The organism is Vreelandella sp. ssv, assembly GCF_059448525.1.
Genome location: NZ_CM182545.1, coordinates 1,368,261 through 1,392,274, shown reverse-complemented (window position 1 = coordinate 1,392,274; position 24,014 = coordinate 1,368,261). Strand labels below are relative to the sequence as shown.

Here is a 24,014-nt window from a genome sequence, read left to right as displayed (position 1 = left end):
TAATCAGCGGGGCTTTTCTATATTGAGGAGTAATGTAGGCTGTAAGGGTAATGGTTATCGAGCAGTGAGCTGCCGCACCGCAAGCTCCACACCGCGTAGTTCGGCGAGTCCGCGCATACGGCCGTAAAGCGGATAGCCAGGTGCCGTATTGCGCTGTTGGTCATCAAGAAGCTGGTGGCCGTGATCCGGCCGTAGCGGCAACCGCGCCCCACCCTCTCGTTTACGACGCTGCTCCTCCTCCACCAAGGCATGTATAACCCCTACCATATCCACATCACCGGCTAGGTGTGGCGCCTCATGAAACGAGAGCGTATCCGCTTCTCGCTGGGTAGCGCGAAGATGGATAAAGTGAATATGCGGGGCAAAATGGCGGGCCATGGCCACCAAATCGTTGTCTTCACGAACGCCGTAAGACCCTGTACACAGCGTCAAACCATTAGCGGGGCTGGGTACGCAATCGATAATCCACTGGGCATCATCGCGAGTCGAAACCACTCGAGGCAGGCCCAGTAGCGGCCGCGGCGGATCATCTGGATGGATCGCCATACGAATGCCTACCTCTTCCGCTACTGGAATAATGGCCTGCAGAAAGTAGCCTAGATTTTCCTGCAATTTAGCGGCGTTAATATCCGCGTACTCTTCCAACACCGTGCGAAACTGCTCAAGGGTGTAGTGCTCTTCGGCGCCCGGCAGCCCCGCAATCAGCGTATTGACTAATTTATCACGGCCAACGCTATCTAATTTATCCAGATAGTGGCGTGCCTGGGCTTTGTCTTCATCGCTGTACTCTTGCTCAGCACCGGGTCTTTGAAGCAGATACAGATCAAAGGCGGCAAACGCCACCTGATCAAAGCGCAGGGCCAAGGCACCATCGGGCAGCTCGTAGGTCAGATCGGTACGCGTCCAATCCAGTATCGGCATAAAGTTGTAGCAAACGGTGTCGATACCGCAGGCTGCTAGGTTGCGCAGTGTCTGGCAGTAGGTGGCAATCAGCGAATCCCGTTCGGGAAAGCCTTTTTTGATCGACTCATGCACCGGTACGCTCTCTACCACCGACCATGTAAGGCCTGTTGCCTCGATCATCTGCCGACGCTCTTGGATCGCCTCAACCGACCAGACCTGATCATTGGGCACCTCATGCAGTGCCGTGACGATACCGGTTGCGCCTGTCTGACGAATCTCTTCTAGCCGAATGGCATCTTTAGGGCCAAACCAGCGCCAGGTATGCTCCATGGTGATCTCCTTTTATTAGTGGCGCTCAAGCGCCGCAAGCGCCCCATCCAATCCTTCTTGGGTCAGCGTTTGATACGCCGTTAGTACAGACTGTGCAAATGCCTTATCCACTGCCAATGCGTTGGGCACCACATCGTCCATGGCTAAATAGGCCGCCACCAGAGCGCTGGGGTCGGCGCTATGGAGATGGTGTAAATCCGCAAAGCGCGTGGCCAGCGGGTCATCGACGGAATAGCGATTCCCTACTAAATCTTCACCGGCGGTGTAGTGAATCCAGGCTGCCATTCCCAGCGCCACACAGGGCGACAATTGCCCTGCGGCACTCCGTTTGAGCGCGCCGGAGAGCCAGCGCTGTGGGAGTTTTTGGCTGCCATCCATCGCGATTTGCTGCAGGCGATGGCGCAAGCTGTCATTGGAAAAGCGTGCCAGCAGCGAATCAGCGTAGGCGTCTAAATCGATTCCATCTGGCATGTCTAATGTCGGAGCCGCCTCTTCAAGCATATAGCGGCGTAATAAAGCGCGAAGCTTTGTGTGATTGACCCCGGCATAGACTGTCTCGATACCTGCAATCGCACCCAGATAGGCAATCAAAGAGTGGCTACCGTTGAGCATGCGCAGTTTCATGGTTTCAAACGGCGCGACATCCGCCACCATCTCAACACCCTCGGCTTCCCAGTCGGGTCGCCCCTGAGGGAAGTTATCTTCGACCACCCACTGAGAGAACGCTTCGCATACCACGGCGTTTGGATCAGTAACACCCAGTGCCGCTAAGCGCTCAAAGTCGGCGTCGGTCATCGCGGGCACAATACGGTCCACCATGCTGCAGGGAAACGCCACTTCACTGGCAATCCAGCTAGCCAATGCTGCGTCACGCTGCTCAGCCAGTTGAACCACCGCTTGGCGTATCCGCTTACCGTTATCTGGCATGTTGTCGCAAGAGAGCACCGTAAAAGGGACCATGCCGGCCTCACGCCGCCGAGCTAACGCTTCTACGATTAGCCCTGGGGCGGTGCGCGGCTGCTGGGGCGAGGCAATATCGCCAATGATCATCGCGTCATCGACTCTTAACTCACCGCTCGCGGGGTTTAAAAAGTAGCCCTTCTCGGTCACCGTCAAGGTCACAATACGGGTGTCCACAGCGGCCATTCGCGCCAGTAGCGCCTCCCGATCGCGACCCCAGTTGTTCGACCTATCACGCCCGGAAAACAGCGACTCTTCGATCACACCAATTTCACGTAGCGTGGTGCTCTCGCTGTCAGCGTACTCCGCGACATGATAGAGATGCCCTGCTGTGCGCAACCCATCGACTAAACCGATGCTAGCGCGCAGGTTAGCGCTGGATACGCCCCACGTCACATCGCCACTGCGCTGGCGATAGCGCTCTAAATAGACGGCTTGGTGGGCACGATGGAAAGCGCCTAACCCCAGGTGGACAACCCCGATTTGGCCGCTTTTTGGCATAGCTTCAATACGCTGAGGAGCCATCATTAATTACTCTCCCATCAGCAAGTTAGGCAACCAAAGCGAAACCGCAGGGACATAAGTCACCAACAGCAGCACCGCCAAGTTGCAGAGTAAAAATGGCACGATGGCTCTCGCCACTGTCAACATTGGCAGTTTGCCAATCCCCGCCACCACGAAGAGGCACACCCCTACCGGCGGCGTTGTCAGCCCAATCATCAGATTCAACACCGCGATGACCGCAAAGTGAACCGGATCGACACCCACGCCCGTGGCTACGCCAACCAACGCCGGAAAAAGAATGATCAGCGCGGCAATGGTCTCCATAAACGCGCCGACAAACAGCAGAATAAGGTTAAGAATCAGCAGAACAATGAGCGGATTATCGCTGATGGAGAGAATCAGCGCAGCGATCATTTGGGGAATCTGTTCGCTGGTAAGAATCCAGCCAAACAGGTTAGCTAACCCCACCATCAGCAGCAGTGCCGAGGAGGTTAAAACGGTGTCTGACAAAATCGCCGGGAGTTTATTCCACGACAACCCTTTATAGACATACATGCCAACCACCAAGGCATAGAGGCAAGCCACAATCGAGGCTTCGGTGGGGGTAAAGAAGCCGCCAATAATGCCGTAAAGGATAATCACGGTCATCAGCAGTGCCCAGAAGGCCGTTTTCGCTTCACGCAATAGTTGTAGAAAAGGTACCCGCTTCTCTTTGGGATACCCACGCCGAACGGCCAGGATATACACCGTGATCATCATGGCGAGCCCCATCAACAGGCCAGGAATCGCACCTGCCAGAAACATACGACCGACCGAAATACCACTCAGTGAACCGGCAATAATCATCGGTACGCTGGGCGGTATGATCGGCCCAACGGTTGACGAGGCAGCGGTGACGGCTGCGGCAAACGGTTTGTCATAACCCGAGCGCGCCATACCGGGAATCATCACCGAACCGATACTGGCTGAATCAGCAACGGCCGTGCCGGAAATACCACCAAAGATCATCGAACCCGCCACGTTGGCCAAGCCAAGGCCGCCGCGAATATGGCCTAACAAAGCATTCGAGAAACGCACGATATGCTCAGTGATATTGCCGACGTTCATCAAGTTGCCAGCCAGCACAAAGCCGGGAATACACAGCAGCACAAAGGTGTCGATACCGGCATACATGCGCTGCGGCACGATGGTTAATGAAATGCCTTCAAGCAGAAGATAAGAGAGCGAGGCTAACCCCAATGCAAACGCAATGGGCATACCCACCGTGAGCAGTATTAAAAAAACGCCAAACAGGATAATAACTTCCATGCTTACGACTCCTGAAGGGAGGCAGAGGAGCGACACATTGCGATAATTCCTTCAAGGCACCCTAGCAAGCTGTAGACCAGGAGGAGCGCAAAGGTCACTACCGTTGAAAAAAAGATATACAGCATGGGGATGCGTAACGTTGGCGAGGTCTGCCAGGTGCCGTTTTGCGCATACTGCCAAGCGTAAGGCAGCACCAGAAAGGCAAACAGGCCAATCAGCGCGCAAATGAACACTTGAAATGCCGCCTGCATGCGCGGCCCCAGCAGGTGATGGAAAAGCTCAACGCTGATGTTTCGGTGCTGGCGCAATACAACACCGGCGGATAGTGCCACCATGTAAATAAACAGGTAGCGTGAGAGCTCTTCAGTCCACGCTATTGAGAACGGCAAAAAAAGCCGTGAACTAATTTGCAGAAGAACCGTGATGGCAATGGCAACCAGTGCCACGACGGCCAAGGTTAGAAAGCACTTATCCACCCAGCCAATCACGCGACCAATGGGTCCTGATAGCTTAGGAACCGCCGCCATTGGATCCAGACTCCCTAGCGCTTCCTGCTCAAGCGCTTTGTGATCCGAGTTCATAACCGTATCCTCATGGGCAAGCCGCTATTTCAATAGAGATTGGGCTAGCATTTCGCCAGCCCAACATCATCAGCTATTCACAAAATTTACTCTCAAGAGCTCACTCTCAAGTGCTTACTCTCAAGAACTTGCTCCAAGCACTTACAAGTCTTGGATAGCGTCGAAGAGTTCACGCTGCTCATCGGTTAAGGCCTCAAGCACGGCGGGGCGAGCTTTCTCTGCGAACGCATCGACATCGACTTCCACGAACTCCATGCCACGCTCCTGTAGCGCTTGCTCAAGACGTGCTTGGTCATCAACGAAAAGCTCGGCTTGATACGCCTGCATCGTTTGAGCAGCGTCCCGCACCACCTGCTGAAGCTCTTCCGGCATACTTTCCAACTGGTTACGGCCAATCACCACGTAGATCCAGCTGCGTACATGGCCGGTCATGTTGACGTAGTCCTGTACCTCATTGAAGCTGGCGCTCTCGATCAGACTAAGCGGGTTCTCTTGACCTTCCAGGGTGTTTTGCTGCAGCGCGGTAAACACTTCGCTAAATGCCATTGGGGTCGGGCGTGCCCCCATTGCCTGCCATGTATCAACAAATAGCGGCACGTTCGGGACACGAAGCCGTAGACCATCCAGCTCATCAGGCGTGCGGATGGGACGATTGGACGTCAGTTCGCGAGGGCCACGTTCAAACCAGGCCAGAGGAACCAAGTTAGTACGCTCGGTGATTTGCGCTTCGATCTCAGCGCCAATATCACCATTCACCGCCGCATGAAGATGCTCGGAGTCTCGAAAGGCGTAAGGTACGGCCATCATCGCGGCTTTAGGTGCCCAGTTCTGTAAGCTCTCACCGGTAATCGTCATATCCGCGGTGCCCAGCTGGATGCTGTTAATCACGTCCATCTCATTTCCCAACTGCTCGCTGGGGTAAAGACGCACCTCGATCTGCCCGTCGGAGTTTGCTTCGACCTCTTCCTTAAATTTCTCGGCGGCCTGATGCCAAATGTTTTGCTCATTGGCTAAATGGCCAAAACGCAGGGTAAAGTCGGCTGCCATCAGGGAGTGGCTACTGACTAAGGCGGCGCCAAGAACAGCGCTGGTGATAAGTTGTTTAATCATGGTATTTCTCCTGCACACGTGTGTTGTTAGTTGTTGATTGCAGTTGCTAATTGATAGCAATTAATTGCGCTTGGGTGGATGTGGCCCCTCAAGCACCAATTTGAATCAGCACCTTGCGGGCTTCTTCTGGTCGGTGATCAAGCATGTCGATGGCGCTGGGCATGTCGCTTAGTGGCAACCGGTGGCTAACTAAGGCCAACGGATCCAACTGCCCACTTGCCATGAGCTTAAGCACCTCCGGAAACTTACGGTTGCTGAGCCGCGACCCGACCAGGGTCAGCTCTTTCTTAATCACTTCTAACTGCACTAGCTCGCTGGGCTGAACGCTAAAACCCAGTAGACCAATGCGCCCTGCAGGCGACGCTAAACGCAGCATTTGCGGTAACAACGCTGGCACACAGGCCGCATCAGCAATCAGCGGCACGCCCTCCCCCTGGGTTAAGGCAAGCACTTCTTTTTCCACTTCCTGCTCGCGGCTATTAAAGACGTGCGTTGCCCCAAGCTGTTTTGCTGCCGCTAATCGCTCGTTAATAACGTCAGCAACAATGACCTCTTCAATCCCCTTGGCCAGGGCCATCTGCAGGATCGTCAGACCAATAACGCCTGCGCCCAAAATCATCAGTCGATCACCGGGATGCGGCTGCATACGATCAAGCACGTTGGCGGCAATGGTGTAGGGCTCAACTAAGGCAGCAGCATCGAGTCCGATATGATCAGGTAGCTGATGCACGTTCGTCGCAGGGACAGTCACCAGCTCTTCAAAGCCGCCATCGCGATGCACGCCGATCACTTCAAGCGAACTGCACACATTGGGTCGACCAATACGGCAGGGATAGCAATGACCGCAGTTGATCACTGGGTCAATGCACACGTGGTCGCCAATGGCGACGTCATGTACACCTTCTCCCACCGCTTCCACTACTCCGGAAAACTCATGGCCGGTGATCCGCGGAAAGCGCACAAAGGCGTTGTCGCCATGGATAATATGCATATCCGAGCCGCATATGCCGGCAAAAGCCACTCGCACTAGCGCTTCACCAGCGGCCACTTTAGGCGGCTCAACCTCTGCTACCTGATAATCGTGAGGCGCCTTTACCTGAAATGCTTTCATTGACGTCAATCTCCTTACCCGTGCTTTAAGTTACCAATGCCCCTAGCTCACCCATGCCCACTAGCTCACCAATGCCACAGGGTGCCGTCTTCAAGCCGGTTCACCGGGAGGCTGGCGCGCTTATAGGGGTATTGTTTGGCCAACTGCTCATCGATATCCACACCATGCCCCGGCGTTTCACCGACGATGAAGTGACCATCTTCAAAGCGATAATCGTGGGGAAATACCTCGTCAGTGGCGCTGGTATGCGGCATATACTCCTGAATACCGAAGTTGGGTACCCAGGTATCAAAGTGAATCGCCGCGCCCAGGCAAACCGGCGAGAGATCCGTCGGCCCGTGGAAGCCGGTACGCACGTGATAAAGACCCGCTAGATCAGCAATGCGACGCATATGAGTAATGCCGCCAGCATGCGTCAGCGTGGCGCGGATATAGTCGATCCACTGATTTTCAATTAGCGCCTTGGCGTCATACAGACTGTTAAAGACTTCGCCTACGGCAAGCGGTGTAGTCGTGTGCTGGCGAATCAGGCCAAACGCCTCCTGATTCTCAGCAGGCACGCAGTCTTCAAGCCAAAAAAGATGGTACGGCTCCACTTCTTTACCTAAGCGAGCTGCCTCGATAGGCGTCAACCGGTGATGAACATCGTGTAGCACGTGTAAATCATCGCCGAAGCGCTCACGTACGGCGGCAAATAATTTAGGCACGTGGTTTAAGTATTTGCTGGTACTCCATACATGCTCAGCAGGCAAATCAGAATCGGCAGGCTCATAAGGTTCGCCATCTTTTTTGGCGACGCCATAAATGCTCGCAATACCCGGCACACCCGCTTGAACGCGCACCGCTTTATAGCCCTCGTCCACATGGCGAGCGACTTCTTCCAGACATGCGTCAATATCGCGCCCCGTCGCATGGCCATACACCATCACTCGATCACGGCTCTTACCACCCAGCAACTGGTACAGCGGCATGCCGGCAAGCTTCGCTTTAATGTCCCAAAGAGCCATGTCTACGGCAGCAATCGCACTCATCGTAACGGGACCGCGACGCCAATAAGCGCCCCGGTAAAGGTAGTGCCAGATATCTTCGATGCGTTGAGGATCGCGCCCGATTAACATTGGGATAACGTGCTCCTCCAGGTAAGCTACAACGGCCATTTCACGCCCATTGAGCGTCGCATCGCCAATACCGTACTCGCCCTCATCGGTGACAATCTTCAACGTCACGAAATTGCGCCCCGGCGAGGTCACAATGGTATATGCCTGTTCGATCTTCATTGAATCGCCTCCTGCTTCAGCGCTAGGTTTTCTTGTTCTTCGAATGCTGCTTGTCCATCAAGTGCTGCCTCCCCCTCAAACATGGTGGGGAAACGACGAACCAGATCGGGCATCGAGACTAAAATTTCACGCAAATGAACCGACATCGCCTGCTCTGCTTGTGAGACGTCCCGCGCCTCAATGGCAGCAACAATGTGGGTATGCTGATCCACGAGTCGTTCAAGCGGGGTGCTATGAGGCACACTGAGATAGCGCACTCGGTCAAGCTGCGCACGAACCTCTTCTATGACTTTCCAGGCGGCGTGCTGCTTTACCCCTAGCGAAAGCGTTCGATGGAACGCTTCATCGAGACGATAAAAGCGGTCGTAGTCTTTGGGCTCAATGCAACGACGCTGGCGTGCTAACAGGTCATGGAGGTCTGTCGACACGATGGAATCAATGCCTTTTTCAGCCGCCAGCCTAACGACAGCAACCTCGACCGCTTCACGCACAAAGCGCGCCTCGAGCACCGCCCGTTGCGAAATCTTCACGACGTAAGTGCCGCGCTGAGGCTTTACTTCCACCAACCCCGCCTCAGAGAGCCGAATGAAGGCTTCCCGTACGGGCTGACGGCTGACAGAAAAGGTGTCAGCAATTTCTTTCTCAGATAAGGCCTGCCCTGGCGCCAACACCATCTGAATGATCGATTGCCTCAACACATAAAATAATCGCTGGCGAACCGAGTCACCCTCACGGGTTTCCTGCCAAAGCGTTTGTAGGGTCGTGTACATAACATCTAAATCCGAGTGAGAGGGTCTGAAGCAGCCAGCGACCAATGCTGATATGACTAGTATGGTAGTATGGAGGAAATAAAAAAAGGCTAACATTGTTAGCCTTTAGTCGACCTAAAACGACTCAATTGAGACAAAGCAACGCCACTTAAAGAGGCGGAAGTGCTCTAGGGGCACCGCCCGGCTTCACATCATGATGAAGCAACGGACTGTCACTTAACCTCTTTGGCAAACCTTCAGTATGTAAGTGGCTGCTTTGAGACGTACGGAAGGCATTAACACTATTACTCAATGACGTAGCCTCACCTTGGAGTGCACCCGCCACTCGGCGATAACTCTCCATATCGCTCGCACTGGCTTGAGTCGTAGTATCAATCTCAGTCATTGCGTGGCCTACTTGGGCAACGCCATCACTCTGCTCATGGGCAGGACCAGACTGGGCTACTCAATCAGAGGTAGAAGAATTCAGCGATAGAAAAAATTATAAAATCCTGACAATACCTGCCTCCCTGTAAGAAATAACTTACAAAAACCTAAGAAATAGCTTACAAAAAGCCGATATCTAGGTTAGCTTTTTTACGTATAGCCTTGATAACAATGACCATCCTACATAAATTCTTTGTCAGCTAACTATTTGTATAGCCTGGATGGGTCATTTTGAGTCAAAAGCCAGGCGTCAACTAAGCCTAATGTATATCAAGCACAGTGTTTATCTTTCGAGCATATAATAGGTTTGTGGTGTGAAATGTCATTGCCTCATGATAAGGCACCACGCAAATTAGCCAAATTTAGCTATGATGGTTTAAAACAAGTGATTGAATACGACCAGCACCGCCCGATATGACTAGTACCAAGAATCGGCTGGAAGCCAATATTAGTTAGGAGAGAGTAATGCAGGTCATTCCGGTAAAGGACAACTCAAAAGACCTGATCTTAACGACCGAATTACCCCCATTTTTAATATCTGATCTGCTCAAATGTCCCAACCTGCCGACTCTCCCTACTGTCGCTATCAAGGTATTGAAAATCGCGCGCACTGATCAACCTTCGGTCAACGACTACGCCAATGCTATTGAGCGCGATCCAGCCTTGACCATGCGCATCATTACCCTTGCCAACAGCGTCTTTTTCTCGCGTAGCCATATAAAGGTGCACGCGTGTCATGAAGCGGCTGCCCGGTTGGGATTAGACGCCACGCTGGCGGCGGTAATGAGCTTTAGTCTGCTTCAAAACAGAGGAGTTGATGCTCACTATCAGCGAGTATGGATGCGCTCTATCATCGCGTCTTTAGCCGCGCGGCACCTTGCTATTCACCTCTGCCCGGAGATGGCGGGGCCCGTTTTCACGGCATCGCTACTCCAAGACATTGGCATTATGGCACTTAGGGCAACTTATCCATTAGAAATTAATAACTTATACAACGAAAAAACATTAACCCATCGTCAACTGATAGAGTCTGAGCAACAACTGTTTGGCTGTGACCATTCTCAAGTAGGTGCTTGGCTTGCCGCTAAATGGGGCGTTCCGGCTCCTCTCGCTCAACGTATCTGTGATAGCCATGGTGAATACGACATTACCGTGCCGGACATGCTTTGCATTCAGTTATCCGGCCCCATTGCCGATGCCTTGCTCTCACCACATCCGGCGCAGTCGCTAGTCTCCGTAGTACGCGATTTTGAAACCTACCAGAGCGCCCACTCGATCTCTTTGCGTCATTTATTGGAGAATATTCAAGAACAGTTACCCGCCCTTGCCGAGATGCTGCAAATGGTAGCTCCTCCACTGCAAGATAATGAATCCCTGCTGGCTGAAGCGCAGCAATTGCTGTTTCGACAAACGCTACAGCTCAATGCGCGTCTTGATGCTCAACAGGCTGAGCTTGCCTCATTACGTCAGCGACAAAATGAATTGGAAGAGCGCTCACGAACAGACACACTCACTGGCATTGCAAACCGTGCTTGGCTCGAAGAACAGATGCATCAGCGATTCGCCTTATGCCAAGAGCAGTCTCGCATCATGTCAGTGGTGTTCATTGACCTTGACCACTTCAAGAAGCTGAACGATCAGTACGGGCACCAAATGGGCGACCATGTGCTCGAAAAATTCGGCAAAACGCTACAGGCATTAATTCGTGAGGGGGACCTGGCCGGGCGTTGGGGGGGTGAAGAGTTCCTGGTCATTTTGCCGGATGAAAACGCCAAAACTGCTCATGTATTCGCAAAGCGCATTGCTGAACGTTTGGAAAAAACCCCGATGGCTCACGATGATCAAGACCCTATCCACGTCTCTGTTTCCATTGGTATTGCCTGCCTGGATGACGGCGGGTTCGGCAGTGCCGACGAGCTGATTGATGCGGCCGATAAGAGTATGTATTTCATTAAACGTACAGGGCGTGGCGGCATAGCGGTTTATGGTGAACGAGGCGGCCCAGACGCTGCTATTAACGATTAATTTGCTGCTTTGTAAGCCCCTACATCAGCAATAAGGGCAGCCCATGCTGGAACTTCATCAGGTCCATAAAACCTATACGACGCCTCAAGGCCCACTAAAAGTACTCGACGATGTGTCCCTTTGCTTAGCGCCGGGCCAAAGCCTCGCATTAATGGGCGAATCGGGAAGCGGCAAATCCACCCTACTCCACCTTGCGGCTGGGCTAGACCTACCCGACCAGGGCAGTATTACCCTCGCGGGACAAAACGTATCAATGTTAGCTGAATCCGCCCGCGCCAAACTACGCCGCGAAAAATTGGGCTTAGTCTTTCAGCAATTTCACTTGGTTCCCAGCTTAACCGTCACCGACAACCTGCGCCTGCAGGCTCGCTTGGCCAACCGCGACGATACGGACTGGACAGCCTATTTAATTGCACGGCTGGGGCTCGAGGGACTGGAAAAACGTTACCCAGAACAGCTTTCCGGCGGGCAACAACAACGCTTGGCCATTGGCCGCGCTTTAGCCCCCCGCCCTCCGCTTTTATTAGCCGATGAGCCCACGGGCAACTTGGATGAAACCACCGCTGGTGAAGTACTTGAACTGTTATTAAGCCTGGTGCGTGAAACCCAGTGCGCCCTACTCGTTGTCACGCACAGCCCTCAGGTAGCTGCCCCGCTAGATCGCTGCCTGCGCTTACGCCACGGGCAACTAATTGACACCGCGATATGATAAAAGCTCTGCCCACGGTGGTGGCAACGCTGCTTGCCCACTACCGGCGTCACCCTGGTCAATTAGCCATGCTGCTGCTCGGTCTTTGGGTAGCCAGCGCTCTGTGGAGTGGCATTCAAGCCATCAACGCCACGGCTCGCGATAGCTACGCCCGCGCGGATGCCATGTTCGATACCCAGCTCGATCAGCTTGAGCGACGCGATGGCGCTCCGCTCACCCGTGCGGACTATCACGCCCTACGCCAAGCAGGCTTGCCTGTTTCGCCCATATTAGAGGGTGAAATCGTCACTCAAGATGGCACCCGGCTAACACTGATCGGTATTGATCCGCTGACCCTTGCCAGTGATAACCCGCTGGCCCAAACAGACTCCTCGGGATCGTTAACCGACTTTCTGATACCGCCATGGCAAACACGCGCAGCCCCCGATGCCTTAACGGCCACCACGACCCTTGCGAACGGCAAATCACTCCCGCCTCTCGTATCATCGCCAGCGCTACCGCCCGACACGCTGATGATGGATATCGCCGCCGCAGCGCGATTACTTGAGAGCGGTGAAGTGATCACGCGCCTTGTGGCCGCGCCGGGAGCACTGGCAGAAGCACCGGCCGGATTAACGCTCACCCGGGCCAGACGAATCGCCACCCCCGGTCAACTTACCGAAAGTTTCCACTTAAACCTTACGGCGTTGGGTCTACTCGCTTGGGTCGTAGGGCTATTTATCGTGCAGGCCGCGCTAGGTTTGGCCTTGGAGCAACGCTTGGGCATGCTGCGCACCCTACGGGTACTGGGGGTCTCAGGAAGCAGTTTGGTTCTAGCACTCAGCGTAGAACTCATCCTGCTCGGGCTGATAGGTGCCGCTGCTGGTATCGCCAGCGGTGTATGGCTGGCACGCCTATTACTGCCCGATGTAGCGGCCACCCTAAGCTCCTTGTATGGCGCAGGCGTTGGCAGAGAGCTCAATTTGCCCTGGCATTACTGGGTTGGCGGGCTAGCGGTTAGTCTTGGTGGGCTACTGCTGGCGGGCGGCGGCGTGCTGTGGCGCGCTGCCCGCTTGAACATGCTGGAATTAGGCCAGATGCAGGCTTGGCGAAGCGGTTACCGCCGGCAGTTAATGTTGATGAGTATCGGCGGTACTTTCGCGGTGGGCGTGGCGCTAGCATTGTATGTTTGGCTTCGCTTTCAGCCCCCAGGTGACGGCTTAGTGGCAGGCTTTGTACTGGTCGCCGCGTTACTGCTGACCAGCGCACTGTGGCTACCTCCCTTGCTAGCCCTCGCGTTGAAAGTGCTGACACACCTCGTCCGACGACGCCCACTGATTCACTGGGCACTGGCGGATATGCAGCTTCAGCTCCCCAAGATCTCGCTCGCCATGATGGCCCTACTTATAGCCCTGGCAACCAACCTAGGGGTTGGCAGTATGGTCGGTGGTTTTCGCCTCACCTTTTTAGAGTGGCTGGATCAGCGCTTGGTTGCCCCACTCTATTTGAATGCTCCCGCCGAGCAATATGCAGACATTGATGCCTGGCTGGCTGACCGCCCTGACGTATCAGAGCGCCTGCTCACTCGGCGAAGCGATGCCATCCTTGAGTCCATCATCACGCCCGAAGGCAGTCGCGCTTTAGGCATCCCTATCGAGCTTTATGGCATTACGCCAGGCGAATCTTTGACACCTCACTGGCCGCTTCTGGCGACCCGGCAAGACCGCAACACTGCCTGGGCAGCCTTCGACCATGGCGCGGCTTTTGTTAACGAACAACTCGCCACCGCAGAGAACCTCTCCCCCGGCGATCAGCTAAACCTTCGCGCGCCAGGCGCCTATGAAACGCTGACCATCGCCGCGACTTACCCTGATTACGGCAATCCCAGCGGGCAGATTCTTATGGCATCGTCCCAGCTTGCCGCGCGCTTTGATGCCCCGCCAAGCTCGATGGGCGTGGTGTTGTCTCCCAATGCCGATGTGGATTCACTGCGTAAAGCACTTACCGAACGCTTTGGCCTGGGCAGCGAGGCCCTCAGCGACCAGCGTGAGATCAAGCGCATCGCCACCGAGATTTTTGAGCGTACTTTTACCATTACTCGCGCCCTCAATGCGTTGACGTTAGCAGTCGCGGCCTTGGCGCTGCTGGCTAGCCTGCTCGCCCAGGCCCGCAGCCGTCGCCAACAGCTAGCGCCGCTCTGGGCGCTGGGTGTGTCTAGGGCACAGTTGGCTCAGCTAAGCTTGCTACAGCTGGGGGGTGCGGCGTTAGTCACCGGTCTTCTGGCACTACCACTGGGTGTTGCGATCACCTGGGGCCTGGTAGCAATCATTAATGTGGCTGCCTTTGGTTGGCGCCTGCCGCTCTATCTGTTCCCTTGGGAAATGGCTGTTACCCTGGCGACCGCTGTTGCTGTGGCGCTTTTATCTGCTGCACTGCCTGCGCTGCGCTTTTGGCGCACCTCACCGCGAACTTTACTAGCAGAAGAGGCCAATCAATGAGCCTTAATCAATGCTTAAGTCGACTGCAAAACTTCCGTCTTCCACTGGCGTTCACCGCGACGCTGATGCTTTACGGCTGCAGTTCAGAAGAATCGACGTCGTCGGCTGACTCAGGCTTTGCCGGGCTTGGCTTGGAGGTTGATAGATTTCAACATGCCGAGCCAAACCAGTTACTTTCATTCCCAACGGATCACGCCGCCCACCCGGATTACCGTATCGAATGGTGGTACTTAACCGCCAATCTTGAAGACGCTGCCGGAGAGCCACTAGGCCTGCAGTGGACGCTTTTTCGTCAGGCGTTAATGCCGCCCAGCGAGCGTCCCGCTCCCACCCCCTGGGCGGCTGACCAACTCTGGATGGCGCATATGGCGATCTCCCAGGGCGAACAGCACGAAGTCGCCGAGCGTTTCGGGCGCAGCCACTCTCAGACCGACCTGACCATCCCCCAGGATAGCCAAGCGGGCGTCATCTCAAGCCCCTTTCGTGCCTGGTTAGACGATTGGCAGCTTGAAGCGAGCAAAGAAGTCGGCAACGACGATTTTAGTCCTCTAACGCTCACCGCCTACAGCGGCGAAGGCGAGTCTCGCTTTGGGTATTCGTTAACGCTTACCGCCGAAGGGCCGCTGGTTTTGCATGGGGACAAAGGGTTCAGCCAGAAAGCCGCCAATGGACAGGGCTCTATGTACTACAGCCAACCCTTCTGGCAGATAGACGGCAATGTCACCCTTAGCGGCGAGACCAAAGCCGTCAGTGGGCGAGGCTGGCTTGATCGAGAGTGGAGCAGCCAGCTACTTGATGCCCGTCAGTCAGGTTGGGATTGGCTATCGCTGCATTTTAATGACGGTCACAAGCTGATGGCGTTTCAGCTACGTGGCGGTGGCGACGACACTGATCAAGAACATAGTGCTGACTATCGCTCAGGCACATGGATTACCCCTCAAGGCGACGCCACTCCTTTGGCAAACACCGACATCATCATGACTTCACTGACAACCTCGACTGTGGCCGGGCGCGAAATCCCCACCCGCTGGCGGCTGGAAGTGCCCTCAGCGGGCGTCGATATTAACGTCGAAGCGCCCTACGCCAACCGCTGGATGCCTACCAGCGTGCCTTATTGGGAAGGTGAAGTGAACATCAGTGACCGCGCCAGCGGCGAACCGCTTGGCGAGGGATATCTGGAAATGACCGGGTATTAATAAGAAAGTGGCGTCATTTAAACGACTCATTTACACAGCTATGTGTTTTAAACAGCCATGTCATTCGGCGCTCTTTGCACTCTCTGTGATAAAAGCGGCAATATTAGCAATATCATCATCCGACAAATCGGTGGCGTTGGGGATCATCAGAAAGGAGTTGGCCCCCACCTTCTCCCCTGCCCGGTACGTCTCAAGGCGGGAAGTGATGTAATCCGCGTCCCGTCCGCTAAGCGATGGAAAGCTAGCCATTCCCTTCCCATTTGGACCGTGACATTGAGCACATGCGTTGGTAAACAGCGCTTCTCCGGCGCTCTTATCTGCCGCCTGCCCCGTTGTTGACCCCATCGTCAGCGCAGCCGCAATAACGATAAATAGTGACGTATTCATTATGGTCTATTCCCATTAGAGTGGTCTTGAATAAAAGCGTGAGGCGGCTTGAAACAAGTGTGCAGCCGCGCTGCCAAACGCCAGCGCGGCTGAAAAAGCGCATTTGCAAAAAAAACTTATTCCGGCGTGATGCGGTATATGTAACCCTCATCAACTGCCGTATAAAGATCGCCATCCGGGCCCAACACTAATGACCGGAAGCGAGCCGCCCCCATGGGCAGTGGCATTTCGGCAACGTCATTGACCGAAAGACCATCCTCCGCAATATCAATCAGATTAATGCGTTGTCCTACCGGCGTACCTCCAAAACCAATGCCCATAAAACCAACAACCAGGCGGCCATCCCAGTCGCCCCACTGCTCTCCGGTTAGAAACTCGGCAGAAGAGATGCCCTGAGAAAGCCCATCGTTTTGCCAGGCAGGCTGCATAGCGTCTGGGTAGGTTTCAGTATCTGTCACCGGCATATAGGCCGCCCGCTCTTTTGGATCCATCCCCTCGGTCTGATTAGGTTCATAACCGCAGTAATCGTCCGGGCAGTCGCCACGGCCAGCCATGTTGGGTTTCGGATCCCATCCACTATTACCACCATTGACCAGTGCATTGATCTCATCCGAATGCCAGGGGCCATGCTCGGTTACGATAGGCTGCCCAGTGGTAGGGTGGAAGGTGATGCCCTGTACGTTGCGGTGGCCATAGGTATAGATCCGTGGATCGAAGCCCTCAGGCGGTTCATTACCCTCGGCAGCCGCGCCATCTCGATCAATGCGCAGCACCTTGCCACCAAGCAGCACCGGTGATTGTGGAATCTCACTATTATGGTTGTCGCCAGTGGTCACATAAAGGTAGCCATCCTCAGGACTGAAGCGAATACGTCCACCATTATGGGCGCCGGCATCACCGAAAGGATGGTCGGTGGCAGCGGGTTTGTAGGGAATATCCTCGACAATGTCGGTGCGATCCGCTACTTCATTAAAATCACTGTTTACCGTCATGCGTAGCACACGGTTGGTGCGTGGCTCAGACAGATTGGAAGCAGAGTAGACGTAGACCGTCCGGTTTTCTTCAAAATCTGGATCGATGGCAACACCGTTCATTCCCGCCTGCCCCTCGCAAACAAGATCATCGGCGGTGGTGGCATACTCATCAGTACCTTCCATTCCCAACAGATGCTCCACTTCACCATCGGGCAGTCTTACCGACAGGCCGCGACAGCGTTCGGTGTAAAACATCGTTCCATCGGGCAAGAAGGCCATATCCCAAGGGTTTTCAAGACCGGACAATACCTCGGTGGAGCTGAGTTCAGGCTCATTGGCGGTCGCGGCGGCTGTATAACCGATGATCACCGCAGAAGCGATGACCGCACTTAGCGGTCGTAGAGTGGGTTTATGGGACATTGAAGGTTCTCCTTCCATACGTTGTTTGTAGTTGTTATCACCTTTGTCCTGCGCTTATTAATTTTAGATCGGCAACCATGGCGGTCAATATTTCCCGCTAGCCAAGTTTCTAATCAGTACTTTTTTAGAGCGAGCAGCTTCACATCGATGAGCGTGCTGGGGTGAGGTATGTAGCAAATGGAATCCTAAAACTGCATATTTTGTATAGTGAATGACGCTTTTCGACAACTATTGTTCGCTCATCGCGACACACTGGTAAGCGAATAAATTGCTTATTAGAGAGCGCGCTATGAATCCCAATGTCATTCTCACCTGTGCCGTCACTGGCGCCGGGGATACCACCGCTAAAAACCCGAATGTGCCAGTGACGCCCAAAGCTATCGCCGCGTCCTGTATTGAAGCTGCCCGTGCCGGGGCAAGCATTGCGCACATTCACGTTCGCGACCCGGAAACCGGTGGTATCAGCCACTCGACCGAACAGTTTCGCGAAGTCATGGAGCGCGTTCGCGAGGCCGATGTAGATATCGTCATGAACATCACCGCTGGCGGCGGCGGCGACTGGATACCCGATGCCACAGACCCCACACGCGGCGGCCCTGGCACCGATATCCAAACGCCCGCCGAACGTCACGCCCCGGTCGGCGAACTTCTGCCCGAGCTGTGCACGTTGGATTGCGGCAGTCTCAACTTTGGCGACATGGTCTACGTCAACCCTGCGGACTGGCTGCGCGAACACGCCCGCTTGGTGCAAGCCGCAGGCGTTAAGCCTGAACTGGAGTGCTTTGATCTGGGCCATGTCTGGTTTGCCCGCCAGCTTCAGAAAGAGGGTTTGATCGATGGCGACCCGCTCTACCAGCTCTGCCTGGGTATTCCCTGGGGCGCAGAAGCCGACACCGAAACCATGCTGGCGATGCGCAACAAGTTACCTGCCAACGCTAACTGGGCCGCCTTTGGCATTGGTCGCCATCAAATGCCCATGGTCGCCCAAGCCGTGCTGCTGGGTGGCCACGCACGGGTAGGATTGGAAGATAACCTGTTTTTGGAGAAAGGCGTGCTGGCTAACAACGGCCAACTGGTCGAGAAAGCTGCCACTATTATTGAGAATCTTGGTTCCCGGGTGATGACACCTGCAGAAACCCGGGCCCATTTGAAGTTACGTAACCCATCTGGAGGTGACCAATGAGCCGCTTAGCCGTCATCGGTACCGGTGTGATTGGCAACGGTTGGATTGCCCGCGCCCTCGCCCAAGGGTGGGATGTCGTCGCCTTCGACCCAGATACTAACGCACCAGCGCGCACGCAATCGTTTATCGACAATGCCTGGCCCTCGTTAACCCAGCTCGGCCTCGCGCCCAATGCTAGCCCTGAGCGGCTAACTTTTGCGGCCACGATTGAAGAGGCCGTGAACGGTGCGTATCTGATTCAGGAAAACGTGCCCGAGCGCCTACCGCTAAAGCAAGAAATTTTAGCCGCTATCGACGCCGCTGCTGCACCAGACGTCATTATTGGCTCGTCCACCTCCGGCTTTAAGCCCACCGATCTACAGCAACAGTGCCAACAAGCGCCTGGGCGCGTAATCGTCGCTCACCCCTTCAACCCGGTGTATTTACTGCCATTGGTAGAGCTTGTGGGCGGTGAGGCCACCCAGCCCGCCCAGATCACCAGCGCCCAAGGGTTGTATCAGTCGCTCGCCATGCGGCCGCTAGTGGTGCGCCGTGAAATAGAGGGCCATATCGCCGACCGCTTGATGGAAGCGCTGTGGCGTGAAGCCTTGCACTTGGTCAACGATGGCGTGGCCACCACCGAAGAGATCGATGCGGCGGTGGTGTACGGCTGCGGGCTACGCTGGCCATTGATGGGCACCTTTTTAACCTTCCACTTGGCGGGCGGCGAGCCAGGGATGCGCCATATGCTGGAGCAGTTTGGTCCCGCGCTAAAACTACCCTGGACCAAGCTGGAAGCCCCGGAACTCACCGACGAGCTAATCGACAAAGTGGTCGAAGGCTGTGAGCACCAGGCCGCAGGCCGTTCAGTGGCCACGCTGGACCGGCGTCGGGATGACTTTTTAGTCGAGCTTCTGGAAGTGGTGCAAAAATACTGGCCAGAAGCCGAAGGCCTAAAGGGACGCATTTAATGATCATCCATGAAACCCACGTCGCGCCCGAGTGGGTCGACTACAACGGTCACATGAACGACGCGGAGTACGCCCGCGTCTTTTCCCAGGCCTGCGAAGCGCTGATTGACCAGATAGGCTTAGACGAAGCGGGCCGTGAGCACTATGGCTACACGATCTATACTCTGGAAACTCACCTCTGCTATCGCCGCGAGGCGCACCAAGGCCAGCCGCTCAATATTGATCTAACGCTGCTCGATAGCGATACAAAACGCATGCACGTGTTTTTCGCCATGTTCGATGACGAAGGCAATCTGCTGGCGACCAGCGAACAGATGCTGATGGGCATGAAGCAAGCCTCAGGGCGACCAAGCCCATTTCCTGAAGCGGTCGCGAATCGCATGGCTGAACTGCCACGGGCAGATAGCGATGCCTGGCCGGAACTAGCTGGCCGTACCATAGGTATTCGACGCTAAGGGTTACCACAGCAATGCACATAGACGCCTTTATTCAGCGCTTTAGCACAGGGCTGGAAGCCATGGAGGAGTTGCCCTTGCCTCAAGCGCGTCGAGCTTACGATAAGCTATGTCGTACCTTCGCCCCACCCGACCCGGCGGGAATGCGGGTCGATAATAGCGGTTTGGATGGTATTAGCGTGCGCCGCTTTATCCCCCAACGACGAGCACAAGGCTGCGTGCTGTTTATCCATGGCGGCGGTTTTACGATCGGCTCAGTGGAGAGCCATCACGGCCCCGCCGCCAGCCTGGCACAAGCGCTTGAGCGTGAAGTGGTGAGCGTTAACTATCGGCTGGCACCAGAGGTAGATTACCCCGCCATGTTGGCAGACTGCCAAGCGGTGTTAGAAGCCATTCAACCTGTTGTGCTGGTGGGTGACAGCGCGGGCGGGCGATTGGCTATCGATCTTGCCCATCAGCTTAGTGAAGCCCCGCCTCTGGGATTGATTTACCCACCGGTCGGCGAGCTATCACTTAAATGCCTGGGTGATGATGCACCGCTGCTATCACGCAGCGACGTGCTCCGTATTCGTGAACAGTGCCCTGAGATTATCGCCACCCAGCGGGATCGCAGCCCTCCTGCGAGTAGCATTGAAGTGCTCACGGTGGAGCACGATCCGTTAACGTGGCCTATCGAAGCCGCAGTGGCACACTGGCAGGATGCGGGCGCGTCCATTGGCTATCGCTGCGCGCCGGAAATGGTGCATGGCGCGCTGCATGCCCACGCAAAGCTACCCGACATGAGTGCCGCCTGGCTGGACTTTTGCCACACACTAAAACGGCGCCTTAATCAATAAGGCGCCGTTTAGCAGTTCAGTTAGCCAGCGTCATGCTTGTAACAATCGTACTGTTAAGCGCCGTACTATTAAGAATCGAACTGGGCGCGCACTTGCTCAATAGCGGATTTGCCATCACGAGTTTCAACACCGTCTAACCATTCGGCAACAGTATCAAGGTTATTGCCAATCCACTCGTTCGCCACTTCATCCGCCGGGCGCTCTTCGTAGCTGTACTCGTGCACCCACTCATTCTGGTCTTCAATATCGATCACGTATTGCGATAGGAAGCGGTGAACCTGAGGGGCCTCATCGGCTAGGTTTGCCGGGGTAATGGTCCACACCGTGCTTTCAATGTTAGCCACGCCCGCATCATCGCTGTCGGCTAAATAGGCCAAATCGAAGCTCACGTTCATCCAGTGAGGCTCCCAGCCGACAAAGGTCACCCACTCTTCGTCGGCCATTTTCTGCTCCGCCTGGGCCAACATCGCCGAGGTCGAGCTTTCGCGCAGCTGCCAATCGCCTAGACCCGCAAGGTCGTTATCGATGGCGTTGAGAATCGCATCGTTAATGCCGGTACCCGCTTCAATGCCCTGAATTTCGCCATCGAAGCGATCATAGTGCTCCGCTAATTCAGCGACCGTGGTGACGCCTGCATCGTAAACATACTGGGGAACCACTAACCCGGAATTGGCCCCAGTGATATTGGAAACCACTTTTTCGATTTTACCGTCGGCCACCAGCGGCTCAACCATATCTGTCTGTACCGGATACCAGCCACCTAGATAGATTTCCAGGTCGTTACGCGCCAAGCCTTCCAAAATAACGCTGACCGCTAAATCCTGTTGGCGGGTTTCGTAGCCCATGGTCTCAAGCAGTTGGGCAGCGACTTCTGATTTTACCGTGACTCCAGGCCATGGCGGCACGCCAAAGCGCAACTCATCGAGCTCAGCCATGGCAGGCGTGGCAGCAAATGCCGCGAATAAAAAGCCTGCTTTTAACGACAACGACTTGGTGGTAGTAGAGCGAGTAGTGACAGACATCATATGGTTAAACCTCTTATTAGTTGGGTTTAGTTAGTATGCGCGGCTGCCTCCCCACTACTAGGCAAAAAGCGACGCTTACCAGCCTCTACACGACACCACTGAGCCTTAAACGCTTTTCTCCCGCACCTGCCGAGGCGAATAGCCGTAATGGGTACGAAACGAACGCGCAAAGCTAGACGACGAGCTAAACCCGCAGGCTAAGCCCACCGCCAGCACTGCTAAATCGGTCTCCGCTAACAGCCGACGGGCGCGCTTGATACGCAGTTGCAAATACCACTGCCGAGGGGTCATGTTCAGCTCCTGCTCGAATAAGCGCTGAAGCTGGCGAACCGATACGTCTACCCGGCTGGCGACCTCCTCAAGGGGAAGCGGCTCTTCAAGGTTCTGCTCCATCAGCGCCACCGCCTCAACCACTCGCCGGTTATGGGTGCCAAGGCGTTTCACCAGTGCCATGCGCTGCTGATCGCTGCGAGTGCGTATTCGGTCATGGATCAGTTGCTCAGATACATCGATGGCAAGCTTCGCGCCATGCCGTCGCGCGATCACTTCCAGCGCCATATCCATCGCCGCCGCCCCGCCCGCGCAGGAGAAGCGCCGCTCACCCAGCTCGTAAAGCTCATCGGTGGTATCAATGCCCGGAAAACGCTCACGAAAGGCGGGCAAACTTTCCCAATGCAGCGCCACCCGCTCGTGTTTTAACAACCCGGTGGCCGCGAGCAAAAATGCCCCGGTATCAATACCGCCCAAGCAGCAGCCCGCCTGATCTAACTGATGAAGCCAGGCCATTAATGGCCGAGTGAGATGGGCTTCCGGCGTAAACCCGCTGCAAACCGCCAGTGAAGGCAGATGATGAACATCCGCCGTGGCTTGATCCACCATCAGCGTCATACCGTTGGATGCCGTGACCGGCCCGCCGTCAGCGCTAATCAAGGTCCAATCGAACAGCGGACGGTTGGCAATGCGATTAGCGATCCGCAGCGGCTCCACCGCAGCAAAGAATGCCATCATCGAATACTGCGGCAACAATAAAAAGCCCACCATTTCAGGTAGCGGGCCTTGGTAACTAAGACGCATAGCACTGCCTAAGACATAACGTTTAATTTAGAAAGTTCGCCACCATAGCGTGTTAGGCTCTCAAGGTCGGTAACTCATGGAAAAATAATCCCACCTTGTTTAGTCAATATCAGTAACTCTATGAATCATCGATTACCTGAATTAGGGCGTTCAGCGAGAAATGAATAGCCCCCTCCTCGCCGAAAGCGTTTTCGTTACGAGAAGCGTCAATATGAATATCACACATCTAGAACACGTCATCATTGCGCTTGTCATTCAAATAGCATTACTGCCGCTGGTCTCCGTGAGAGTAGCCGGTTCTATCGCCATTACGCTACTACTCGGCCGTGAAGTTGCCCAGCATGAGTACAGACTAGGCATTCAGCGAGGGTGGGAGTGGGGTGAAGCATTACCGGTAGGCATGTTCGAGGGCGTCTGGGGCGGCTGGACCCTCGACTCTGCCTTAGACGTTCTGCTGCCAGCATTAGCATGCGGCGTTTTAGCGCTAGTGATTAGCGCTCTACGTAACCGTTTCGTCGATCAACAACGCTAGACTGGTCAAACAGGTGTGCTAGTCGTTATCAAGACGCTCCATACGATAAAGCCGCCACTGATTTTCGACTCGCCCATCCGGCAAGCGGCAGTAACGACCGGTGCCTAAGCTGGTTTCTTGAACTTCGGTATCTCCGCCAACGCTTTCACAGTATTCCGCAGCGCGCTGGGTCATATGGTTTTGAGACTCGGCGCCTCCCCCGCCTGCGGCACAGCCGGCAAGCAGCATTAACACTGCCATTGAACAGTTGCGATATATAGAACCTATGAGCATAGGAACCTCCCTTCTTGGCCGTACACTTAGCCGACACTCTGATTCTGGTGAGTATCCAGAGACACATCAAGCAGGATATTTCTGAGCAAGAAGTGCCGGACATCTTTAGCGTGTTTGCCCATATCGAAAATGACAGCTAAGCTATACCCAGTCACCACCCGTGTACAATCATTGTCGATGGTGACTTGCATTAACAAATTCATATGGAGAGTGAAGCT

At 54.9% G+C, this 24,014-nt stretch carries 23 protein-coding genes; 10 read left to right on the top strand and 13 right to left on the bottom strand.

The window, feature by feature from the left end; all coding sequences use genetic code 11:
- Positions 1–54: 54 nt before the first annotated feature.
- From uxuA to AC5TBW_RS06325, 8 genes are all read right to left on the bottom strand, one after another.
- Positions 55–1,233, bottom strand: a complete 1,179-nt coding sequence (gene uxuA / locus AC5TBW_RS06360; RefSeq protein WP_495511254.1) for a mannonate dehydratase — start codon at positions 1,231–1,233, stop codon at positions 55–57.
- Positions 1,234–1,248: 15 nt separating this feature from the next.
- Positions 1,249–2,718 carry a mannitol dehydrogenase family protein gene (locus AC5TBW_RS06355; protein WP_495511920.1) on the bottom strand — a complete coding sequence of 490 codons (1,470 nt, stop codon included), beginning with the start codon at positions 2,716–2,718 and terminating at the stop codon, positions 1,249–1,251.
- Between the two features lie 6 nt (positions 2,719–2,724).
- Entirely contained in the window at positions 2,725–4,005 is a 1,281-nt protein-coding gene (locus AC5TBW_RS06350; protein ID WP_495511253.1) for a TRAP transporter large permease, read from the bottom strand.
- A 2-nt stretch (positions 4,006–4,007) separates the two neighbouring features.
- Positions 4,008–4,586 carry a TRAP transporter small permease gene (locus AC5TBW_RS06345; RefSeq protein WP_495511252.1) on the bottom strand — a complete coding sequence of 193 codons (579 nt, stop codon included), beginning with the start codon at positions 4,584–4,586 and terminating at the stop codon, positions 4,008–4,010.
- Positions 4,587–4,727: 141 nt separating this feature from the next.
- On the bottom strand, positions 4,728–5,696 hold the full coding sequence (locus tag AC5TBW_RS06340; protein WP_495511251.1) for a TRAP transporter substrate-binding protein: 969 nt from the start codon (positions 5,694–5,696) through the stop codon (positions 4,728–4,730).
- 88 nt (positions 5,697–5,784) lie between these two features.
- Positions 5,785–6,807, bottom strand: coding sequence for a Zn-dependent oxidoreductase (locus AC5TBW_RS06335; protein ID WP_495511250.1), 1,023 nt, complete (start codon positions 6,805–6,807; stop codon positions 5,785–5,787).
- A gap of 65 nt (positions 6,808–6,872) precedes the next feature.
- Positions 6,873–8,084 carry a D-mannonate dehydratase ManD gene (manD, locus tag AC5TBW_RS06330; RefSeq protein ID WP_495511249.1) on the bottom strand — a complete coding sequence of 404 codons (1,212 nt, stop codon included), beginning with the start codon at positions 8,082–8,084 and terminating at the stop codon, positions 6,873–6,875.
- Positions 8,081–8,854, bottom strand: coding sequence for a GntR family transcriptional regulator (locus tag AC5TBW_RS06325; RefSeq protein WP_495511248.1), 774 nt, complete (start codon positions 8,852–8,854; stop codon positions 8,081–8,083). Before AC5TBW_RS06325 ends, manD begins: the two co-directional genes overlap by 4 nt.
- 891 nt (positions 8,855–9,745) lie before the next feature.
- Between AC5TBW_RS06325 and AC5TBW_RS06320 the strand changes: the two genes are divergently transcribed.
- From AC5TBW_RS06320 to AC5TBW_RS06305, 4 genes are read left to right on the top strand one after another with little or no spacing between them, the layout of a single operon-like run.
- Entirely contained in the window at positions 9,746–11,305 is a 1,560-nt protein-coding gene (locus tag AC5TBW_RS06320) for a sensor domain-containing diguanylate cyclase (RefSeq protein WP_495511247.1), read from the top strand.
- Positions 11,306–11,348: 43 nt separating this feature from the next.
- On the top strand, positions 11,349–12,014 hold the full coding sequence (locus AC5TBW_RS06315) for an ABC transporter ATP-binding protein (protein ID WP_495511246.1): 666 nt from the start codon (positions 11,349–11,351) through the stop codon (positions 12,012–12,014).
- Positions 12,011–14,491 carry an ABC transporter permease gene (locus AC5TBW_RS06310; protein WP_495511245.1) on the top strand — a complete coding sequence of 827 codons (2,481 nt, stop codon included), beginning with the start codon at positions 12,011–12,013 and terminating at the stop codon, positions 14,489–14,491. Before AC5TBW_RS06315 ends, AC5TBW_RS06310 begins: the two co-directional genes overlap by 4 nt.
- A complete protein-coding gene (locus AC5TBW_RS06305; protein WP_495511244.1) occupies positions 14,488–15,687 on the top strand; it encodes a lipocalin-like domain-containing protein in 1,200 nt (399 codons plus the stop codon). Before AC5TBW_RS06310 ends, AC5TBW_RS06305 begins: the two co-directional genes overlap by 4 nt.
- A 60-nt stretch (positions 15,688–15,747) precedes the next feature.
- Here AC5TBW_RS06305 and AC5TBW_RS06300 read toward each other — a convergent pair whose 3' ends face one another.
- Positions 15,748–16,074 (bottom strand): c-type cytochrome, encoded by a 327-nt coding sequence (locus AC5TBW_RS06300; protein ID WP_495511243.1) that lies wholly within the window; start codon positions 16,072–16,074, stop codon positions 15,748–15,750.
- 116 nt (positions 16,075–16,190) lie between these two features.
- Positions 16,191–17,468: a PQQ-dependent sugar dehydrogenase gene (locus AC5TBW_RS06295; protein WP_495511242.1), complete on the bottom strand. Its 1,278-nt coding sequence runs from the start codon at positions 17,466–17,468 to the stop codon at positions 16,191–16,193.
- 289 nt (positions 17,469–17,757) lie between these two features.
- On the opposite strand from AC5TBW_RS06295, the gene AC5TBW_RS06290 reads away from it, so the two are divergent.
- From AC5TBW_RS06290 to AC5TBW_RS06275, 4 genes are read left to right on the top strand one after another with little or no spacing between them, the layout of a single operon-like run.
- A complete protein-coding gene (locus AC5TBW_RS06290; RefSeq protein ID WP_495511241.1) occupies positions 17,758–18,651 on the top strand; it encodes a beta-keto acid cleavage family enzyme in 894 nt (297 codons plus the stop codon).
- Entirely contained in the window at positions 18,648–19,601 is a 954-nt protein-coding gene (locus AC5TBW_RS06285) for an L-carnitine dehydrogenase (protein WP_495511240.1), read from the top strand. Before AC5TBW_RS06290 ends, AC5TBW_RS06285 begins: the two co-directional genes overlap by 4 nt.
- The gene (locus tag AC5TBW_RS06280) at positions 19,601–20,056 is read left to right on the top strand and encodes a thioesterase family protein (RefSeq protein WP_495511239.1); all 456 of its coding nucleotides are present in this window, start codon (positions 19,601–19,603) and stop codon (positions 20,054–20,056) included. Before AC5TBW_RS06285 ends, AC5TBW_RS06280 begins: the two co-directional genes overlap by 1 nt.
- A gap of 14 nt (positions 20,057–20,070) precedes the next feature.
- Positions 20,071–20,892, top strand: coding sequence for an alpha/beta hydrolase fold domain-containing protein (locus tag AC5TBW_RS06275; protein ID WP_495511238.1), 822 nt, complete (start codon positions 20,071–20,073; stop codon positions 20,890–20,892).
- 68 nt (positions 20,893–20,960) lie between these two features.
- On the opposite strand, the gene AC5TBW_RS06270 is transcribed toward AC5TBW_RS06275, so the two are convergent.
- Both AC5TBW_RS06270 and AC5TBW_RS06265 read right to left on the bottom strand, forming a co-directional pair.
- Positions 20,961–21,917, bottom strand: a complete 957-nt coding sequence (locus tag AC5TBW_RS06270; protein WP_495511237.1) for an ABC transporter substrate-binding protein — start codon at positions 21,915–21,917, stop codon at positions 20,961–20,963.
- 105 nt (positions 21,918–22,022) lie between these two features.
- On the bottom strand, positions 22,023–22,991 hold the full coding sequence (locus tag AC5TBW_RS06265; protein WP_495511236.1) for a GlxA family transcriptional regulator: 969 nt from the start codon (positions 22,989–22,991) through the stop codon (positions 22,023–22,025).
- A gap of 211 nt (positions 22,992–23,202) precedes the next feature.
- On the opposite strand from AC5TBW_RS06265, the gene AC5TBW_RS06260 reads away from it, so the two are divergent.
- The gene (locus AC5TBW_RS06260) at positions 23,203–23,523 is read left to right on the top strand and encodes a hypothetical protein (RefSeq protein WP_495511235.1); all 321 of its coding nucleotides are present in this window, start codon (positions 23,203–23,205) and stop codon (positions 23,521–23,523) included.
- Positions 23,524–23,541: 18 nt separating this feature from the next.
- Here AC5TBW_RS06260 and AC5TBW_RS06255 read toward each other — a convergent pair whose 3' ends face one another.
- On the bottom strand, positions 23,542–23,796 hold the full coding sequence (locus AC5TBW_RS06255; protein ID WP_495511234.1) for a DUF333 domain-containing protein: 255 nt from the start codon (positions 23,794–23,796) through the stop codon (positions 23,542–23,544).
- A gap of 14 nt (positions 23,797–23,810) precedes the next feature.
- Between AC5TBW_RS06255 and AC5TBW_RS06250 the strand changes: the two genes are divergently transcribed.
- Complete coding sequence (locus tag AC5TBW_RS06250; protein ID WP_495511233.1) at positions 23,811–23,936, top strand: hypothetical protein; 126 nt, start codon at positions 23,811–23,813, stop codon at positions 23,934–23,936.
- Positions 23,937–24,014 lie beyond the last annotated feature (78 nt).

Bases quoted from the DNA above. Each gene is read 5' to 3' on its own strand.
- AC5TBW_RS06320 (WP_495511247.1), top strand. From the start codon at position 9,746: ATGCAGGTCATTCCGGTAAAGGACAACTCAAAAGACCTGATCTTAACG.
- AC5TBW_RS06310 (WP_495511245.1), top strand. From the start codon at position 12,011: ATGATAAAAGCTCTGCCCACGGTGGTGGCAACGCTGCTTGCCCACTAC.
- AC5TBW_RS06345 (WP_495511252.1), bottom strand. From the start codon at position 4,586: ATGAACTCGGATCACAAAGCGCTTGAGCAGGAAGCGCTAGGGAGTCTG.
- AC5TBW_RS06305 (WP_495511244.1), top strand. From the start codon at position 14,488: ATGAGCCTTAATCAATGCTTAAGTCGACTGCAAAACTTCCGTCTTCCA.
- AC5TBW_RS06260 (WP_495511235.1), top strand. From the start codon at position 23,203: ATGAATATCACACATCTAGAACACGTCATCATTGCGCTTGTCATTCAA.
- AC5TBW_RS06290 (WP_495511241.1), top strand. From the start codon at position 17,758: ATGAATCCCAATGTCATTCTCACCTGTGCCGTCACTGGCGCCGGGGAT.
- manD (WP_495511249.1), bottom strand. From the start codon at position 8,084: ATGAAGATCGAACAGGCATATACCATTGTGACCTCGCCGGGGCGCAAT.
- AC5TBW_RS06285 (WP_495511240.1), top strand. From the start codon at position 18,648: ATGAGCCGCTTAGCCGTCATCGGTACCGGTGTGATTGGCAACGGTTGG.
- AC5TBW_RS06275 (WP_495511238.1), top strand. From the start codon at position 20,071: ATGCACATAGACGCCTTTATTCAGCGCTTTAGCACAGGGCTGGAAGCC.
- AC5TBW_RS06335 (WP_495511250.1), bottom strand. From the start codon at position 6,807: ATGAAAGCATTTCAGGTAAAGGCGCCTCACGATTATCAGGTAGCAGAG.
- AC5TBW_RS06350 (WP_495511253.1), bottom strand. From the start codon at position 4,005: ATGGAAGTTATTATCCTGTTTGGCGTTTTTTTAATACTGCTCACGGTG.
- AC5TBW_RS06300 (WP_495511243.1), bottom strand. From the start codon at position 16,074: ATGAATACGTCACTATTTATCGTTATTGCGGCTGCGCTGACGATGGGG.
- AC5TBW_RS06280 (WP_495511239.1), top strand. From the start codon at position 19,601: ATGATCATCCATGAAACCCACGTCGCGCCCGAGTGGGTCGACTACAAC.
- AC5TBW_RS06270 (WP_495511237.1), bottom strand. From the start codon at position 21,917: ATGATGTCTGTCACTACTCGCTCTACTACCACCAAGTCGTTGTCGTTA.
- uxuA (WP_495511254.1), bottom strand. From the start codon at position 1,233: ATGGAGCATACCTGGCGCTGGTTTGGCCCTAAAGATGCCATTCGGCTA.
- AC5TBW_RS06315 (WP_495511246.1), top strand. From the start codon at position 11,349: ATGCTGGAACTTCATCAGGTCCATAAAACCTATACGACGCCTCAAGGC.
- AC5TBW_RS06325 (WP_495511248.1), bottom strand. From the start codon at position 8,854: ATGTACACGACCCTACAAACGCTTTGGCAGGAAACCCGTGAGGGTGAC.
- AC5TBW_RS06295 (WP_495511242.1), bottom strand. From the start codon at position 17,468: ATGTCCCATAAACCCACTCTACGACCGCTAAGTGCGGTCATCGCTTCT.
- AC5TBW_RS06255 (WP_495511234.1), bottom strand. From the start codon at position 23,796: ATGCTCATAGGTTCTATATATCGCAACTGTTCAATGGCAGTGTTAATG.
- AC5TBW_RS06265 (WP_495511236.1), bottom strand. From the start codon at position 22,991: ATGCGTCTTAGTTACCAAGGCCCGCTACCTGAAATGGTGGGCTTTTTA.
- AC5TBW_RS06355 (WP_495511920.1), bottom strand. From the start codon at position 2,718: ATGGCTCCTCAGCGTATTGAAGCTATGCCAAAAAGCGGCCAAATCGGG.
- AC5TBW_RS06340 (WP_495511251.1), bottom strand. From the start codon at position 5,696: ATGATTAAACAACTTATCACCAGCGCTGTTCTTGGCGCCGCCTTAGTC.